The sequence below is a fragment of the Frondihabitans sp. PhB188 genome (assembly GCF_003752365.1).
Lineage (GTDB): Bacteria > Actinomycetota > Actinomycetes > Actinomycetales > Microbacteriaceae > Frondihabitans.
This window is the reverse complement of the sequence record NZ_RJUO01000003.1, coordinates 64,657-80,177: the sequence shown is the minus strand read 5'-3', so window position 1 is coordinate 80,177 and position 15,521 is coordinate 64,657. Positions and strand designations below refer to the sequence as shown.

At 72.1% G+C, this 15,521-nt stretch carries 12 protein-coding genes; 8 read left to right on the top strand and 4 right to left on the bottom strand.

Annotated elements, in window-relative coordinates:
• Positions 1–130 precede the first annotated feature (130 nt).
• On the top strand, positions 131–1,042 hold the full coding sequence (locus tag EDF46_RS09155; protein WP_123506003.1) for a diacylglycerol kinase family protein: 912 nt from the start codon (positions 131–133) through the stop codon (positions 1,040–1,042).
• Positions 1,043–1,091: 49 nt separating this feature from the next.
• Here the strand turns inward: EDF46_RS09155 and EDF46_RS09150 are convergent, their stop codons facing one another.
• Complete coding sequence (locus tag EDF46_RS09150; protein WP_233579961.1) at positions 1,092–2,063, bottom strand: phospholipase; 972 nt, start codon at positions 2,061–2,063, stop codon at positions 1,092–1,094.
• A gap of 366 nt (positions 2,064–2,429) precedes the next feature.
• Between EDF46_RS09150 and EDF46_RS09145 the strand changes: the two genes are divergently transcribed.
• The 5 genes from EDF46_RS09145 (at position 2,430) to EDF46_RS09125 (ending at position 8,195) form a co-directional block, all read left to right on the top strand.
• Positions 2,430–3,056, top strand: coding sequence for a PadR family transcriptional regulator (locus EDF46_RS09145; RefSeq protein ID WP_123506002.1), 627 nt, complete (start codon positions 2,430–2,432; stop codon positions 3,054–3,056).
• Entirely contained in the window at positions 3,053–3,775 is a 723-nt protein-coding gene (locus EDF46_RS09140; protein ID WP_123506001.1) for an ABC transporter ATP-binding protein, read from the top strand. The genes EDF46_RS09145 and EDF46_RS09140 overlap by 4 nt, the downstream gene beginning before the upstream one ends.
• Positions 3,772–6,498 (top strand): ABC transporter permease, encoded by a 2,727-nt coding sequence (locus EDF46_RS09135; RefSeq protein WP_148061180.1) that lies wholly within the window; start codon positions 3,772–3,774, stop codon positions 6,496–6,498. The genes EDF46_RS09140 and EDF46_RS09135 overlap by 4 nt, the downstream gene beginning before the upstream one ends.
• A gap of 198 nt (positions 6,499–6,696) precedes the next feature.
• Entirely contained in the window at positions 6,697–7,203 is a 507-nt protein-coding gene (locus tag EDF46_RS09130; protein ID WP_123505999.1) for a MarR family winged helix-turn-helix transcriptional regulator, read from the top strand.
• On the top strand, positions 7,200–8,195 hold the full coding sequence (locus tag EDF46_RS09125) for a zinc-binding dehydrogenase (RefSeq protein WP_199738255.1): 996 nt from the start codon (positions 7,200–7,202) through the stop codon (positions 8,193–8,195). Before EDF46_RS09130 ends, EDF46_RS09125 begins: the two co-directional genes overlap by 4 nt.
• A 394-nt stretch (positions 8,196–8,589) precedes the next feature.
• On the opposite strand, the gene EDF46_RS09120 is transcribed toward EDF46_RS09125, so the two are convergent.
• Positions 8,590–10,089 (bottom strand): aspartate ammonia-lyase, encoded by a 1,500-nt coding sequence (locus EDF46_RS09120; RefSeq protein ID WP_123505998.1) that lies wholly within the window; start codon positions 10,087–10,089, stop codon positions 8,590–8,592.
• A gap of 143 nt (positions 10,090–10,232) precedes the next feature.
• On the opposite strand from EDF46_RS09120, the gene EDF46_RS09115 reads away from it, so the two are divergent.
• Positions 10,233–11,636, top strand: coding sequence for a family 16 glycoside hydrolase (locus EDF46_RS09115; protein ID WP_158614194.1), 1,404 nt, complete (start codon positions 10,233–10,235; stop codon positions 11,634–11,636).
• 59 nt (positions 11,637–11,695) lie between these two features.
• On the opposite strand, the gene EDF46_RS09110 is transcribed toward EDF46_RS09115, so the two are convergent.
• Positions 11,696–12,877: a YihY/virulence factor BrkB family protein gene (locus EDF46_RS09110; RefSeq protein ID WP_123505996.1), complete on the bottom strand. Its 1,182-nt coding sequence runs from the start codon at positions 12,875–12,877 to the stop codon at positions 11,696–11,698.
• A gap of 33 nt (positions 12,878–12,910) precedes the next feature.
• On the opposite strand from EDF46_RS09110, the gene EDF46_RS09105 reads away from it, so the two are divergent.
• On the top strand, positions 12,911–14,077 hold the full coding sequence (locus EDF46_RS09105) for a PrsW family intramembrane metalloprotease (RefSeq protein WP_123505995.1): 1,167 nt from the start codon (positions 12,911–12,913) through the stop codon (positions 14,075–14,077).
• Between the two features lie 78 nt (positions 14,078–14,155).
• Here EDF46_RS09105 and EDF46_RS09100 read toward each other — a convergent pair whose 3' ends face one another.
• Positions 14,156–15,472, bottom strand: coding sequence for an MFS transporter (locus tag EDF46_RS09100; protein WP_233579960.1), 1,317 nt, complete (start codon positions 15,470–15,472; stop codon positions 14,156–14,158).
• Positions 15,473–15,521 lie beyond the last annotated feature (49 nt).

Sequence of the window (15,521 nt, the reverse complement as noted above, 5' to 3'; positions counted from 1 at the left end):
CGGCGGTGTCGGGCCGAATCGGCGGGGTGCCCGGCCCGGTCCGGCGGTGTCGAGCCGAATCGGCGGGATCGAGCCGACCCCGCGGGCCCGAGCCCGGCCCCACCCCGCGACCGCATGCCCTGATCGACGCATGACGACACCGACGCCGCGCAGGATCGCCGTCGCCATCAACCCGAGCGCCTCCTTCGGCCGCCATCGCCCGGTCGGCCCCGCCGTCGTCGACCGGCTGGGCGCCGCGGGCCACGACGTCGTGCCGCTCCAGCGGGGGTCGCACGCCGAGCTGCTCACCGCGTGCCGGGCCGAGCTGGCGGCGGGAGCCGACGCCCTGGTCGTCGTCGGCGGCGACGGCATGGTCAGCCTCGGCGTGGGGCTCGTCGCCGAGACCGGCACGCCGCTGGGGATCGTTCCCGCCGGCACGGGCAACGACTTCGCGCGCGCCCTCGGCATCCCCTACGACGACCCGGCGGCGGCGCTCGACCAGCTCGTCGGGCTGCTCGACGGCGAGCCGCGGGTGGTCGACGCGCTCCGCGTCGCCCACGGTGGCGGCGAGACCTGGGTCGCCGGGGGAGTGTCGGCCGGCTTCGACGCGTTCGTCAACGAGACCGCCAACCGGATCCGGCGCCCGCGCGGCCGCCTGCGCTACGACGTGGCGCTCGCGCTCGAGCTGGTGCGGCTCCGGCAGGTCGAGTACGAGGTCACCGTCGACGGCGAGACCCGGTCGGTGGCCGGCACGCTGGTGTCGGTGGGCAACGCGCGCTCCGTCGGCGGCGGGATCACCCTGCTGTCCGACGCGAGGATCGACGACGGCCGGCTCGATCTTCTCGTCGTGGACCGTCTGACTCGAACGCAGTTCCTGCGCCTGTTCCCCCGGGTCTCGAAGGGGACGCACGGCGACGATCCGCGCGTGCGGCTGAGCCGTGCCGAGCGGGTGCGCATCGATGCGCCCGGCGTCATCGCGTACGGCGACGGCGAGCGGATCGGCCCGCTCCCCGTCGACGTCGGCGTGGTACCCGGGGCCCTGCGGGTGTTCGCCCCGCGTTAGAAGAGCCGACCGCGCAGGAACTTGCGCTCCCACCCGCACCCGCCGCCGCTCAGTACCAGTTGTTCGCGACCGAGTGCGCCCAGGCCGCGCAGGGCGTGCCGTACGAGCCCGAGATGTACCCGAGGCCCCAGATGACCTGGGTGGTGGCGTTGGAGGCCCAGTCGGACGACACGCTCGCCATCTTGCTGCCGGGCAGCGCCTGGGGGATGCCGGTGGCGCCGGATGCGTTGTAGGCCTGGTAGTTCCAGCCGGACTCCTTGGTCCAGAGGCTGACCAGGCAGCCGTATTGGTCGTCGCCCCAGCCGTACTGGCTGGCCATCAGGGCCTTCGCGGTGGCCTTGGCGCCGTCGGGCGTGTTCGCTGCGGCCTGGCGGATGGCGTCGGCCTTGGCCTCGGCGGCCTTCGCCTTCGCCGCGGTGGCGGCCTTCGCCTTCGCGGCGGCCTCGGCCTGGGCCGCCTTCTCGGTCGCCGCGGTGGCGGTCGAGACGGCGTCGGCGGCGTCCTGGGTCGCCTCGACGCGCGCCATGACGATGTCGGGGTCGGCGCTGCGGTAGTCCGAGAGCTTTGCGAGGCGGCTGCTGAGGGTCGTCGTGGATCGGCTCAGCGTCGTCGTGGACACGGTGGCAGGCGTCTTCGTGGCGACGCTCTGCGCCTTGGCCTTGACGTCGTGGCCCGAGGCCAGCGCGATGGCGGCGACGGTGTTCGCCGTGTTCCGGGGCACGGCCGAGCCGGCGTGGACCGAGATGCGGTCGTCGCCGAGCCGGGTGATCGTCACTCCCGCGCCGGCGTCGATGGTCGGCGTGCCGCTCGGGGTGCCGGCGCCGATGCTGTCGGCCAGGGCCGATGTGCCGATCACGGGGGTGCCGGTCGTGGCGGAGACGACGACGCCGGTGCAGGCGAGGCCGGCGGCGACCGCGAAGGCGCCGAGGCCCGCCAGCCGGAGGCGGCGGGAGCGGCGGCGGGCGAGGGTCCGGGAGTGGCGGGTGGTGCGGGTGCTGGTGCTGGTGCTTCTGAAGGGCAAGGAGTTCCTCGTGCTCGACCGGTGTGCCACCACCTCGACGAAGACAGGGCGACGACGAATCGCGGCTCGCGCGGGGTCGCGGGAGCGCGCGGCCGTACCGGGCCGGGCCCCGGACGAAGCTCGGGACGCGCGTGCCAGGCGGATGGTGGGCCGGTTGCGGTTCTGCGAGGCGGCGAAGCCTCAGACGTGCCAGGCGCTAGGGCCGGCGGGCACGAAGTGGCGAGTATTGCCGGGGTTCCTGGAGAGAGCTGGTCAGAAGCCTGCGAGAACCCTCTGTCCACCCATGCGTTTGCATACATCCGAACCCGTTGGTTCGTGCGTACCGGGTATGCAATACTGCGTAGGTACTTACGACGGGGGAATCCAATGTCCATACGCCAGAGCTTCCTGGCCATCCTCGACCAGGGCGCCTGCTACGGCTACCAGCTCCGGGCCGAGTTCGACCGGCGGACGGGGTCGACGTGGCCCCTTAACATCGGCCAGATCTACTCGACGCTCGATCGTCTGGAGCGCGACGGCCTCGTCGAGCGAACCGAGGCCGACGACTCCGACCACGTCTACTACGCGATCACGCCGACCGGTCACGACGAGGTCGCCCAGTGGCTGGTCTCGCCGGTCGTCCGATCGACAGCGGCGCCCCGCGACGAGCTCGCCATGAAGCTCGCGATCGCGATCACGCTCCCGGGCGTCGACATCACCGCCCTGATCCAGGCGCAGCGGCAGGCCACGCTCCGCAACCTGCAGGAGCTCACCCGGGCCAAGCGCGCCGGGGGCGACGGCGGTGCAGGAGACGACCTCTCCTGGCAGCTCGTCATCGACTCGCTCATCTTCCAGGCCGAGGCCGAGGTGCGGTGGCTCGACCACTCCGAGACGCGCCTCGTGCGCGCGAAGGCCAGCGGGCTCGCCGAGCCGATGCCGATCGACGAGACGCGGGCGCGGCGGGGTCGTCCGGCTCGCGGCGGCGTCCCCATCGACGGGAAGGCCCGCGCATGACCGAAGAGCTCCTCCGCCTCGACGGCGTCTCCATGCAGTACGGCACCGGCGAGACGCGGGTGACCGCGCTGTCGGGCATCGACCTGACCGTGTCCCGCGGCGAGCTCGTCGCCGTCATGGGCGCCTCCGGCTCCGGCAAGTCGACCCTCCTCACGGTCGCCGGCGGCCTGACCACGCCGACCAGCGGCGAGGTGATCGTCGAGGGCAACTGGCTCAGCCAGCTCTCGCCCCGCCAGCTCGCGACCCTCCGTCGCCGGAGCCTCGGCTTCGTCTTCCAGGACTTCAACCTGATCCCGTCGCTCACCGTGCTCGAGAACGTGACGCTCCCGCTCGAGCTCGACGGCTTCCCGGGCAAGCGCGCCAAGCGCCCCGGCCTCGACGCGCTCGCCTCAGTCGAGCTGCTCGACAAGGCCGACCGCTATCCCGTCGACCTCTCGGGCGGCCAGCAGCAGCGAGTCGCCATCGCACGGGCGGTCGTCGGCGGCCGCTCGCTGATCCTCGCCGACGAGCCCACCGGCGCGCTCGACTCGACGACGGGCGAGGTCGTGCTCCGCATGCTGCGCTCGCGCGTCGACGCGGGTGCCGGCGGCATCCTCGTCACGCACGACGCCCGCCACGCCGCCTGGGCCGACCGGATCGTGTTCATCCGCGACGGCCGCCTTGTCGACGAGGCGCAGACGCCGCCGGTCACGACGCTCTTCGAGGGAGCAGACCGGTGACCAAGAGGGGGGAGGGGCTTCCGGAGACGAGCCGCGGGGGATGGCGGCTCGCCTTCCGGATGTCGCGCAGGATGGCGCAGCAGTCCGTGGGGCGCAGCGTCCTGGTGGCGGTGCTCATCGCCGTCCCCATCTTCGGCGTCGCCGGCATCGACACCGTCCAGGCGAGCCGCCAGGCGACGCCGTCCGAGTCGGTCCGGCTGCAGCTCGGCCAGAACGAGGCGATGGTGCAGGTGGTCTCCGGCCCCGGGTCGGGGCTCGAGCAGGACCCCGTCGACCCCTTCAGCACGAGCGGCTCGATCGACACCCCGGTGACCATCTCGTCTCCCGCCGAGGTGCTGCCCCCGGGCACGCGCATCCTGCCCGTGCTGGCCACCAGCGTCGTCGTCCGCACCGTGACCGGCATCGCCAACGTGTCGGCCGTCGAGGGGCCCGTCTGGAATCGCGCCTTCGCGGGCCGCGACGACGTGGTCACGGGGCGGTCGCCGACGACGGACGACGAGGTGATGGTCTCGCCCGGCGGGGTGAAGCGCTTCGGCGTCGCGGTCGGAGGCACGCTGCGGGTCACGCAGCCCTCCCCGCACACGTACACGGTCGTCGGCGTGCTCGAGAACGCCAGCTCGCCGGCCGACGACGCCGTCGTCTACGGCCGCACCGGCGCGTTCGCGACGGTGAAGCCGTCCGAGGCGGTCTCGCAGACCGAGTACTACCTGCCCGACCTCCGTCTCGACTGGCCCCAGGTGCAGGCGCTCAACGCGAAGGGGCTGACGGTGCTGTCGCGCGCGGTCGTGCTGGACCCGCCGACGGACGCCTCCATCTCGTCATCGACAGGCGGAGACGGCCTGCTCGGCCTCTTCGTCGTGCTCCTCGCCGCTTTCGGCCTGTTCGAGGTCTGCCTGCTCGCCGGCGCCGCGTTCGCCGTCGGTGCTCGTCGCCGCCAGCGGGCTCTGGCCATCCTGTCGAGCGTCGGCGCCGATCGCCGCACCCTGTTCGGCATCATGTCGTTCGAAGGCGTGATCCTGGGGGCCCTCGGCGGCCTGCTCGGCACCGCTCTCGGTATCGCGGGGGCTGCCATCGCCGCCCCGATCCTGGCCGGCGGCGACCAGAGCAGGTACCCGGGATTCCATGTCGATCCGGTGGCCCTGGGCGCCACGGTTCTCGCGGCCACCCTGGCCGGCTGGATCTCAGCCGCTATCCCCGCCCGCGCGGCGTCTCGTGTCGACATCGTCGTGGCGCTGCGCGGTGCCCAGCGCCCGACTGCTTCGACGCTGCGTCGTCCGCTCGTGGGCGTCTTCATCGCGGCAGCCGGCTCGGTGATCGCGCTCGCCGGAGGACTCGTGATCATCTCGTCCCAGAACATCGAGGCCAACGGTCAGAACCGGGTGCTGACACTCGGCATCGTCCTCCTGGCGGCTGGCCCCGTGATCATGCAGATCGGCGCTCTCCTGACCGCGCCCCTCCTTCTCCGCTGGACGGCGCGCGGACTCTCCCGCCTCGGCACGGCCGCTCGGCTCGGGGCGCGCGATGCCTCGCGCAACTCCGGCCGCACCGTGCCCGCCGTCGCCGCGATAATGAGCTGCGTCTTCGTCTCCGCCTTCGCCCTCTGCATGCTGGCGGGTGGGCAGAAGCTCACGGTCGACACCTACAGCTGGACGGTGCCCGACAACACCGCCGTCGTCAACCTGACCGGCTACAGCGATGCCCAGGGCCGCTCGTTCCTGGTCCAGCCCGACGGGATCGCCGCCGCGCTCGCCAAGAGCTACCCGGGATCGCAGGCTGTGGTCCTCTCGGGTGCGCTCGACGCGGGACTCGTGGGCGACTCGGTCTCGACGTACACGGTGCCGCGGCTCGTGACGACGAAGGGGCTCACCGAGTCGTATCAGCAGTCGAGCACCGGGACAGGTCATCTCATCGCGGGCGACCTCGACGACCTGGCGGTCATGCTGGGCGAGCCCGCGAACGCGACGTCCCGGGCCACGCTGGCCGCCGGCGGGGCGGTGTCGCTCTACCCGCAGTACCTCCACGACGGACGAGTCACCATCGACACCGTGACGAGCGCGTCGCTCACCGCGGACGACCCCGGCAAGCCGGTGCGCTCGCAGTCGCTTGCGGCGACCGTCCAGAGCGCATCGGTGCCGACCGACTTCGGAATCTTCGTCACGATCGCGACGGCTGATCGGCTCGGCATCCCGATCCATCCGACCGCCGTCGTGGCCGCTCTCGACCACGCTCCGACCGCCGCCGAGGACGACGCGGCGAGAGCCGCGGTGTCCGTCGCCAATCCGATCGTGTTCCCCTATGTCGAGACCGGTCCTCCGCGCTTCGCGGCGCTGTGGTCGTGGCCGCTTCTGGCTGTGACCACTCTCATCGCGCTGGTGTCCGCAGCCGTGGCGCTGGCACTGGCTCGGGCCGACGCCCGTCGCGACGACGAGGTGCTCGTCGCCGTCGGCGCCCCGCCGCGACTCCAGCGAGCCTTCGGCTTCTGGCAGGCGATCGTGATCACCGGCCTCGGATCGGTGATCGGCGTCGCCCTCGGCCTCGTACCGGCCGCGGCCCTGTCGGTCCACGGTGTTGACGGCTCCGCAGGGTACGTCCCGTTCGTGCCTCCGTGGCTCCTCCTGGGGTTGACCGCGATCGGCATCCCCCTGGTCATCGCCGGCGGCTCCTGGCTCGCGCTCCGCCGCCCGCGCGGCCTCTGGACGGTGCTGCGGCTGCCAGCCGTCTGAGTGGCCGCGCGTTGTGGCGGCGCCCGCGCCCTGCCCAGCCCTGCGCCGCCCCGCGCCGCCCCGCCGAATCGGCTGGCTCCCGCCGAAGATTCGGTGGGGCTTCGCCGATTCGGCGGGGCGACCGGCCCGTTTAGGCGGCACCGTGCCGAATCGGCGGGCCGGCTTGCGCCGCAACTAGTTACCGTGGAAGATACATCCATGGCAACCAAATCAGCCCTGGCAACACCGATCGACGTCTTCGAAGACCTCGTCCGCTTCCAGATCGAGGTCTGGAACGCCGTCGACGCCCGCCTCCAGCGCACCCTCGACCTGCCTGTGGCGATCCATCAGCCCTTGCGCATCATGGCCGAGCGGGGCGACTGCCGGGTCGCCGACATCGCCGAGCGCCTCGTGATCACGGTCGGCGGCGCGAGCAAGATCGTCGACCGGCTGGAGGCGCGCGGCCTGTGCGAACGGCGTGCCAACCCGGGCGACAGGCGGTCGTCGCTGCTCGGGCTGACGGCGGAGGGGGAGGCGGTGCTCGAGCGGGCGAACGTCGAGGTGGCCGCCGAGGTGGAGACCCGGATCGCGGAGCCGCTGGGCCATGACGGGTTTGCCGCGTTCGGGCGGGCCCTTCAGTTCCTGCGGGCTGATGCGAAGGCACGCACCCAGACGGACACCGACACGGAGACAGCGACCGACCCCACCGAGAGGGCAGACCGATGACCACACCCACCACCATGCGCGCAGCCGTGCTCGACGCTCCCGGCACCGAGGAGGCTCCCGGAGCGCTCGACGTTCGCGAGATCCCGGTGCCGGTGCCGAAGCCCGGGGAGGTGCTGATCCGCGTCAGGGCGTTCGGCCTCAACCGTTCCGAGCTGCACACCCGCATGGGGTTCGGCGAGGGCGTCACCTACCCGCGCGTGCTCGGCATCGAGGCCACCGGAATGGTCGAGTCGGCTCCGGGCGGGGAGTTCGAGGCGGGGCAGCAGGTGGTCGCGATGATGGGCGGCATGGGGCGCACCTTCGACGGCGGCTACGCGGAGTACACGTCGGTGCCCGCATCTCAGGTCGTGCCCTTCTCGTCCGGGCTCGACTGGGCCACCCTCGGCGCCGTGCCCGAGATGCTGCAGACGGCCTACGGGTCGCTCACCGTCGGCATGGACGCCCAGCCCGGGTCGTCGGTGCTGATCCGCGGCGGGACGTCGTCGATCGGCATGGCGGCGGCGGTCCTGGCCAAGCGACGCGGCATGACGGTGTTCTCGACCACGCGGAGCGCTGCGAAGGCGTCGTCTCTCACGGCGATCGGGATCGACCACGTGCTCGTCGACGACGGCGACGTCGCCGCCCAGGTGCGGGCGATCGCCCCCGACGGCGTCGGCTCGGCCCTGGAGCTGATCGGCGCCCCGACGCTCCGCGACACCCTCGCCGCGACGGGCTACCACGGCACCGTGTGCTTCACGGGGATGCTGTCGAACAGGTGGATCCTCGACGACTTCTACCCGAACGGCTGGCTGCCCCGCGGCGTGCGGCTCGCGGCCTACTCGGGCGACGCGTCCGACCTGCCGGCGGCCGTGCTGCAGGAGTTCCTCGACGCCGTCGCAGCGGGGGAGGCCGCCGTGCCGATCCAGGAGGTGTTCCCGCTCGACCGAATCGCCGACGCGCACGCCGTGATGGAGCGCGGGGGCGGCGCCGGCAAGCTCGTCGTCACCACCTGACGGGGCGGCCGCATCGGCTCGGCCCTGGCCCTGTGTGCCCCGGCCTCCCCCCGCCGTTTCGGCTCGTCCCCTCCTGCGCGCCGGCGGGCTCGTGCCGATCCCGAGGGCGCCGGGCGCAGGAACTCCGGCCCCACCGCCGCGCCCCGAGCCGCCGCGCTCACCCCCGCCGCGCCCACCCCGCCGCGCTCACCCCGCCGTTCCGGCTCAGCCCCGCCTGCGCGCCGGCGGGCTCGTGCCGATCCCGAGGGCGCCGCCCGCCGCCCGACGCAGCCCCGCGGCGGCGAGCCGCCCCTTCAGCACGACGCACACGCCGGTGCGACGGTCCGCAGGACAGATCTCACGAGCGGCAGCGCATCCGCCTCACCCCGCGGCGCAGCCGCCCGAGCGGCGCGGCTCAGCCGCTCGTCTCATCCGCATGCCCGGCATCCAGCGACGCCAGGTGCTTCGTGATCTGCTCGGCCGTGACCACCGGGATCGACGACGTGATCGCCTCCAGCCCCGAGAGTCGGGCCGGCGACAGCACGTGCTGCACCTGCTCGTCGCTCATGAGGCCGGCGGCCACGACCAGGGTCGCGATCGGCGTGTCGGTGGCGAGGGCGGTGTGCGCGATCGACGCGGCGGCCGCGTAGCCGATGTAGGGCGTGAGCGCCGTGACGACGCCGATGTTCGTCTCGACCTGGGCGGCGAGCCGCGAGGTGTTCGCGCGGATGCCGTCGATGCAGTTGACCCGCAGGGTGACGCAGGCGCGCGACAGCCATGACACGCTCTGCAGGATCGAGTTCGCGATCACGGGCTCGAAGGCGTTGAGCTGCAGCTGCCCTGCCTCGGCGGCCATCGTCACCGTGACGTCGGCGCCGGCGACGGCGAACGCGACCTGGTTCACGACCTCGGGGATCACCGGGTTCACCTTGCCCGGCATGATCGACGACCCGGCCTGGCGCGGCGGCAGCGTGATCTCGCCGAGGCCCGCCTGCGGCCCGCTCGAGAGCAGCCGCAGGTCGTTGCAGATCTTCGACAGCTTGATGGCGCTCCGCTTGAGTGCGCCCGAGACGGTCATGTAGACCCCGGCGTCGCTGGTCGCCTCGATGAGGTCGGGCGCCGTGACCATCTCGATGCCCGAGATGTCGCTGAGGTGGCGGCGCACGGCCTCGGCGTACTTCGGGTCGGCCGTGATGCCGGTGCCGATGGCGGTGGCTCCGAGATTGATCTCGGCGAGCAGCGGGAGCGTGTCGCGCAACCGCTGCTGGTCCTCGCCGAGGGTGTGGGCGAAGCCGGTGAACTCCTGGCCGAGCGTCATCGGCACGGCGTCCTGCAGCTGGGTGCGGCCGACCTTCAGCACGTCGCGGAACTCGTGCCCCTTCTTCGCGAACGCCTCGGCGGTGCGGCCGAGCTCGGCGACGAACGGGGTGAGCGCGAGCGACATGGCCAGCTTGATGGCGGTCGGGTAGGTGTCGTTGGTCGACTGGCTGCGGTTCACGTCGTCGATCGGGTGCAGGAACTCGTAGTCGCCCTTGCCGTGTCCGAGAATCTCGAGTGCGCGGTTGGCGATGACCTCGTTGCTGTTCATGTTCGTGCTCGTGCCCGCGCCGCCCTGCAGCACCCCTACCCGGAACTGGTCGTGCAGCGCCCCGGCGCGGATCTCCTCGCAGGCCTGCTCGATCGCCGCGGCCTTCTCCTGCGACAGCACCCCGATCTCGACGTTGGCGCGGGCGGCGGCCTGCTTGACCACGGCGAGCGCGACGACGAGCTCCGGGTAGACCGAGATCGGGCGGTTGGCGATCGGGAAGTTCTCGACGGCCCGGAGAGTATGCACGCCCCAGTACGCGTCGGCCGGCACCTCCCTCGATCCGAGGGAGTCGGTCTCGAGCCTGGTCTGCTGCGTCGCATCCGTCATGCCGTCGAGACTAACCGGCGCTCCCCGAGGCGGTCCGGTCTGACACCCGCGCAGGGCTGAGGCGCTCGACACCTGTCCCGGTAGACTCGGCGCTGCACCACCTGGTCTGGCATCACCACCCACCCCCAGGAAAGAGCGAGCGCGTGTCTGTTCAGGAGACCGCGTCCGACCGGACGAACCAGCCGGCGGACGCCACGGGGCAAGCCCCCGCTCCTCATCGCGCCCGCACCTGGGTCTCTGCGCAGCTGCGTCGCCGACGGGTCGTCGCCGGTGTCGGCGTCCTCCTGCTGGCGGCGGTCGCCCTCACCGCCGAGCTCGCTCCGGGCACGTCGTCGGGCTTCACCGCGACGGTCGGCACCACCTCGAACACCGTCGGCACCGCGCCGAACTTCAGCCCCTCCGGCGGCGTCCTGCCCTACAACGACACGTGGGACGGCGGCGACAGCGGCTGGAACGACTACTCCGGCACCTGGGCCACGGCGTCCGCCACCTCCGGCTCGACCTACACCGAGTCGTCGTCCGCGGCCAACGGCCCGAAGGCCGTGACCGGCCAGACGAGCTGGACCGACTACACGCTCCAGGGCGACGTCAAGATCAACTCGGGCTCGCAGGCCGGCCTGCTGTTCCGCGTCCAGGGTCCCGGCGTCGGCAACGACACCCTGAACGGCTACTACCTGGGGCTCTACACGTCCGGCTCGATGACGCTCGGCCGCGAGAACAACTCGTACACGGCGCTCAAGTCGACGGCCGGGACCGTGGCGGCGGGCACCTGGTACCACGTCACGATCCAGGCGGTCGGCTGCGTCTTCACCTACACGATGCAGCCCCTCGGCCAGCTCCTCGGCACCGGGCCCGTCACGAGCGCCACCTACACCGACGCCGGCTGTCCGACCGCCGGCGCCATCGGGGTGCGCGAGTTCGGCAGCGGTGCGAGCTGGCGCAACATCACAGCGACCTCCGGCGGCACGACCTCGACGGCGATCGCCCCGTACCTGTCGCAGTTCGGCGCAACGACTGCCGCGACGTCCGGCTGGAGCACCTACGGCGGCACCTGGTCCACGAATACCGGCAACGAGACCTACGCGAACTCCAGCTCGACAGCCGGGGCGAAGGCCCTGACGGGCACGTCGACCTGGGGCAACTACTCGCTGACGGGCGACGTCCTGATGACGTCGGCTCCGACCGCGACGACGGGCGCGGGGTTCCTGGTGCGGGCGAGCGGCGCCTCCAGCGGCCTCAACAACGTCGCCGGCTACTACGTCAACCTGTCGTCGACGAACCTCAGCATCACGCGCATCGCGTCGGGCACCGCGACGGTGCTCGATACCGACCCGCTCCCCGCGACTCTCGGAGCGAGCACCTGGTACCACGTGACCGTCGAGGCCGTCGGCTGCACGATCTCGGCGACGGCGCAGCTCAAGACCGGCAGCGTGCTGACCAGGTCGACGGCCGCCGACACCGGCTGCGCGGCGACGAGCGGCCTCGTCGGGCTGCGGACGCTGGGCACGCCGGCGACCTGGCGTGCGATCGCGGTGACGCCGAGGTAGGGCGGCCAGTTCCTGCGCCCTGGCGCTTGTCAGACGACACTGCCGCGAGGCGCGGAAGCCTACGAGCGGTCGTCGAGGTCCTGGTCGTCGATCTCGATGTGGCCGCGGCTCTCGTGCACCTGGAAGCGCGGCCGGATGTGCGGCCGCCCCAGCTCGTCGAGGGTCGGCTCGCCGTAGAGGCGCACCGCCTTCAGGCGCATCGTGCGCCCGTCGACCATGTCGAGCGAGTTGTGCCGGGCGAGCGCCAGGTTGCGCTTGCTGTCGCGCATCGGCAGCGGGATCAGACCCTCCGCCTCGACGCCCGACTGCAGGTAGCGCACCCGGATGATCTGCGAGTCGAGCTCGCCGCCCAGCACCAGCACGAAGTTCGAGATGAACGCGTAGACCAGCACGACGACCGCGCCGCCGAGCACCCCGTAGACCCGGTCGTACTTGGTGAAGGTCGTCACGTAGATCGCGAAGCCCGCCGTCGACAGGCCCCAGCCGCCGATGGCGAGCAGCGCGCCGTACGAGACCCAGCGCACGCGCGGATGCTTGATCGTCGGCGTGAAGTAGTACAGCAGCGCGACCGACAGCACCACGAGCCCGACCAGCACCGGCCACTTGAGCACGTTCCAGAGCGGAACGAGCAGGAACCCGATGCGGAGCTGCGACCCGACGGCTTCGGCGATCGTCGGAGTGATGAGCAGGATCGCGGCGATACCCGCGTACAGCACCATCAGAACGGCCGACAGCAGCAGCATCTGCGCCCGGAACCGGAAGAAGCGCCGTCCCTCCTGCACGTCGTAGATCGTGTTCATCGCGCGCCCGAATGCCGAGCTGTAGCCCGACAGCGCCCACAGCGTCAGCACCAGGCCGACACCGAGGGTCACGCCGGGGCTCGACAGGCTGAGCAGCGAGATCAGCGGCGACCGGAGCGCCGAGGCCGCGTTCGGCCCGATCGCGAGACGCGCGATCTCGAGGATGTCGTCGACCGCATCGCCGTCGCTCTGGCCGAGCGACGCGGCCGACACGACCGCGAGGGCGCCGGGCAGGATCGCCAGGGTCGAGAAGAACGCGAGCGCTGCGCCGGCATCGACCGTCCGGTGCCGGAGGAAGCCGTGGTAGGTGCGGCGCAGGGCGTAGCGCCACGGGATCGGGTCGTCGGGGCCGACGACGAGCCAGGCGTTCCAGGCCTTCACGAAGGGCGAGGCCAGCAGCCGCAGCAGCGCGAGGACGGGCTCGAGTGCTCGTCCTGTCATACCCCGAGGATACCGGGCCGGTACGCTCCTCCTATGACAGAGGCGCCTCCCGACCGCGACGCCTGGGTGCCCGTTCCGACGGTGCTGACCCGCCGTCGGCCGTCGGCCAACTTCGCTGCCGTCGCGGTCGCCTTCGTGGTGGTCGCCTGCTTCGCGGTCGCCGTGTTCTTCTACTTCGTGCAGGTCCTGCCGACGCAGGTGCTCGTCATCGGCCTGCTGCTCGCGGCGGTCCCGCTGGTGATCGTGCTGTTCGGCGTGTGGCTCGTCGACCGCTGGGAGCCCGAGCCGCGCATCACCCTCGTGTTCGCGTTCTTCTGGGGAGCCGCCGTGTCGGTCGGCGCGGCCCTGCTCTTCGACTTCGCCGTGCAGACGGTGCAGAGCGTGTTCGGCGGCGGTCAGAGCGACGCGGCCGACGTGCTCGGCGCGGTCGTGCAGGCACCAGTCGTCGAAGAGACGGCGAAGGGGTTCGGCGTGCTGCTGATCCTCTGGATCTTCCGCAAGCACTTCGACGGCCCGGTCGACGGCGTGGTCTACGCCGCGACCGTGGCGGCGGGCTTCGCGTTCGTCGAGAACATCCAGTACTTCTCCGTGCAGGCCGTCGATCAGGCCTACGGCGGCGAGAGCCTCGCCGGGGTCTTCGTCGTGCGGGCCCTGATGGCGCCGTTCGGCCACATCATCTACACGGCGTGCACGGGCTTCGCGCTCGGGCTGGCCGCTCGCCGCACCGGCGCGGCCGGAGCGATCGGCTACTTCGTGCTCGGCCTCATCCCGGCGATGCTGCTGCACGCCCTCTGGAACGGCGCCCTCGTCGTCGTCGGCGACCGCTTCTTCACGTACTACGTGCTCGTGCAGGTGCCGATCTTCCTCGCCTGCGTCGCCCTCGTCTTCGTGCTCCGCCACCTCGAGCGCCGCGTCACCCGCCTGCGCCTGGCGGAGTACGCCGCCGTCGGCTGGTTCGACCGCGACGAGGTGGCGATGCTGTCGAGCGGACCGGCGCGGCGCCGGGCCCTCCGCTGGGCGAAGTACAACGGCGTCGGTCCGGCGATGCGGGCGTTCGTCTCCGATGCCACCCGCCTGGCCTCGACCCGGCAGAAGATCCTGTCGATGGCGCATGCCCCGGCGGCGCGAGCGGCCGCCCAGGCCGACGAGCAGGAGCTCCTGGCGGCGGTCGCCGCGGAACGCGCGGCGCTCCGCCCCTAGGGCGGCGGCTCGCCGCGGCCGCGTCCCGTCGAGCGGCTCCGGTGGCGCAGGATCGACGGGACGCCGGCGAGCCCGGCGCTACGGGGTCGGTTCGAGCGCGTCGTACCGCCGGAACGACGGCTGCACCCGCGCCAGCAGCCCGATGAGCGCGATGATGAGCGCTCCGCCGAGCAGGGGCGGCCACACGGTCCCGGCCACGGCGAGCAGTCCGACGAACAGGTCGCCGATGCGGGGCCCGCCGGTCACCACGACGACGAAGATCCCCTGGAGGCGACCGCGCATGGCGTCGGGCGCGGCCGACTGCAGGATCGTCGACCGGAAGATCGCCGACACGTTGTCCGCGGCGCCCGCGCCGGCGAGCGCCAGTGCGGCGAACGCGAGCGCCGGCAGGTTGGCCGACCAGAAGTCCTCCGTGAGGCCTCCGGCTCCGCGCGGGCCCGAGATCTGGGCGGCGAGCAGGGCGCCGCCGAAGGCGAGGATGCATGCGCCGTAGGCCGTGATGGCCCAGTTGACGGCGGCGCCCTGCTTGCGGACCTGCCCGAGCCGGCCCGAGAAGACGCTGCAGACCAGGGCTCCGACGGCGTAGGCGGCGGTGAGCACGCCGACGGTCACCGCGCCGCCGCCGATCAGCACGGCGCCGACGACGGGGTAGAGCACGCGAGGCTGGCCGAAGGTCATGGCGATGATGTCGACGATGAACGTCATCCGGATGTTGGGGGAGCGACGCAGGAACCGCACGCCGAACATGAGCGACGACAGTCCGGGCCGCTGCGTCTCGCCCTCCGGCCGGATCGCCGGCAGCGTCAGGATGCCGAGGAAGGCGAACGTGAACAGCACGACGTCGACCGTGTACGTCGCCGGGAAACCCGCGGCGGCCACGAGGATTCCCGCGAGCGCCGGACCGACGGTGAGCTGGACGCCCGTGCCGATTCCGTTCAGCGCCGAGGCCCCGGGGAGAAGCCGCGCGGGCAGGAGCCGCGGGATGATCGCGGCCCTCGACGTCGTGATGATCGTCGCCGCGACGGCGTCGATCGTGGTCAGCAGGTAGAGCAGGCCGACGTTCTCGAGGCCGAGGTAGGCGTGCAGGGCGATGGCCGCCGTGGTCACCCAGGCGACGACGGCGGCGAGGAGCGCGACGAGGCGCCGGTCGAACGCGTCGGCCAGCATGCCGCCGTAGAGGCCGGCCGCGATCATCGGCACGAGCGAGATGACGCCGACGAGGGCGACGGCGAACGTCGACCGGGTGATGTCGTAGATCTCGAGACCGACAGCGACGAGGGTGAGCTGCGCGCCGATGCCCGAGATCGACGAGCCGATCCAGAGTCGGGCGAACGCGGGACTCTCGCGGAGCGGCGAGATGTCGACGAACAGTGTCTTGCGCGGTGTGGTGGTCAAGGGTCCATTCTGACGGATTCGCGCGTCGTCCGTCCGATCGCGTTTGCGC

Bases quoted from the DNA above. Each gene is read 5' to 3' on its own strand.
- EDF46_RS09155 (WP_123506003.1), top strand. From the start codon at position 131: ATGACGACACCGACGCCGCGCAGGATCGCCGTCGCCATCAACCCGAGC.
- EDF46_RS09145 (WP_123506002.1), top strand. From the start codon at position 2,430: ATGTCCATACGCCAGAGCTTCCTGGCCATCCTCGACCAGGGCGCCTGC.
- EDF46_RS09140 (WP_123506001.1), top strand. From the start codon at position 3,053: ATGACCGAAGAGCTCCTCCGCCTCGACGGCGTCTCCATGCAGTACGGC.
- EDF46_RS09130 (WP_123505999.1), top strand. From the start codon at position 6,697: ATGGCAACCAAATCAGCCCTGGCAACACCGATCGACGTCTTCGAAGAC.
- EDF46_RS09125 (WP_199738255.1), top strand. From the start codon at position 7,200: ATGACCACACCCACCACCATGCGCGCAGCCGTGCTCGACGCTCCCGGC.
- EDF46_RS09120 (WP_123505998.1), bottom strand. From the start codon at position 10,089: ATGACGGATGCGACGCAGCAGACCAGGCTCGAGACCGACTCCCTCGGA.
- EDF46_RS09110 (WP_123505996.1), bottom strand. From the start codon at position 12,877: ATGACAGGACGAGCACTCGAGCCCGTCCTCGCGCTGCTGCGGCTGCTG.
- EDF46_RS09105 (WP_123505995.1), top strand. From the start codon at position 12,911: ATGACAGAGGCGCCTCCCGACCGCGACGCCTGGGTGCCCGTTCCGACG.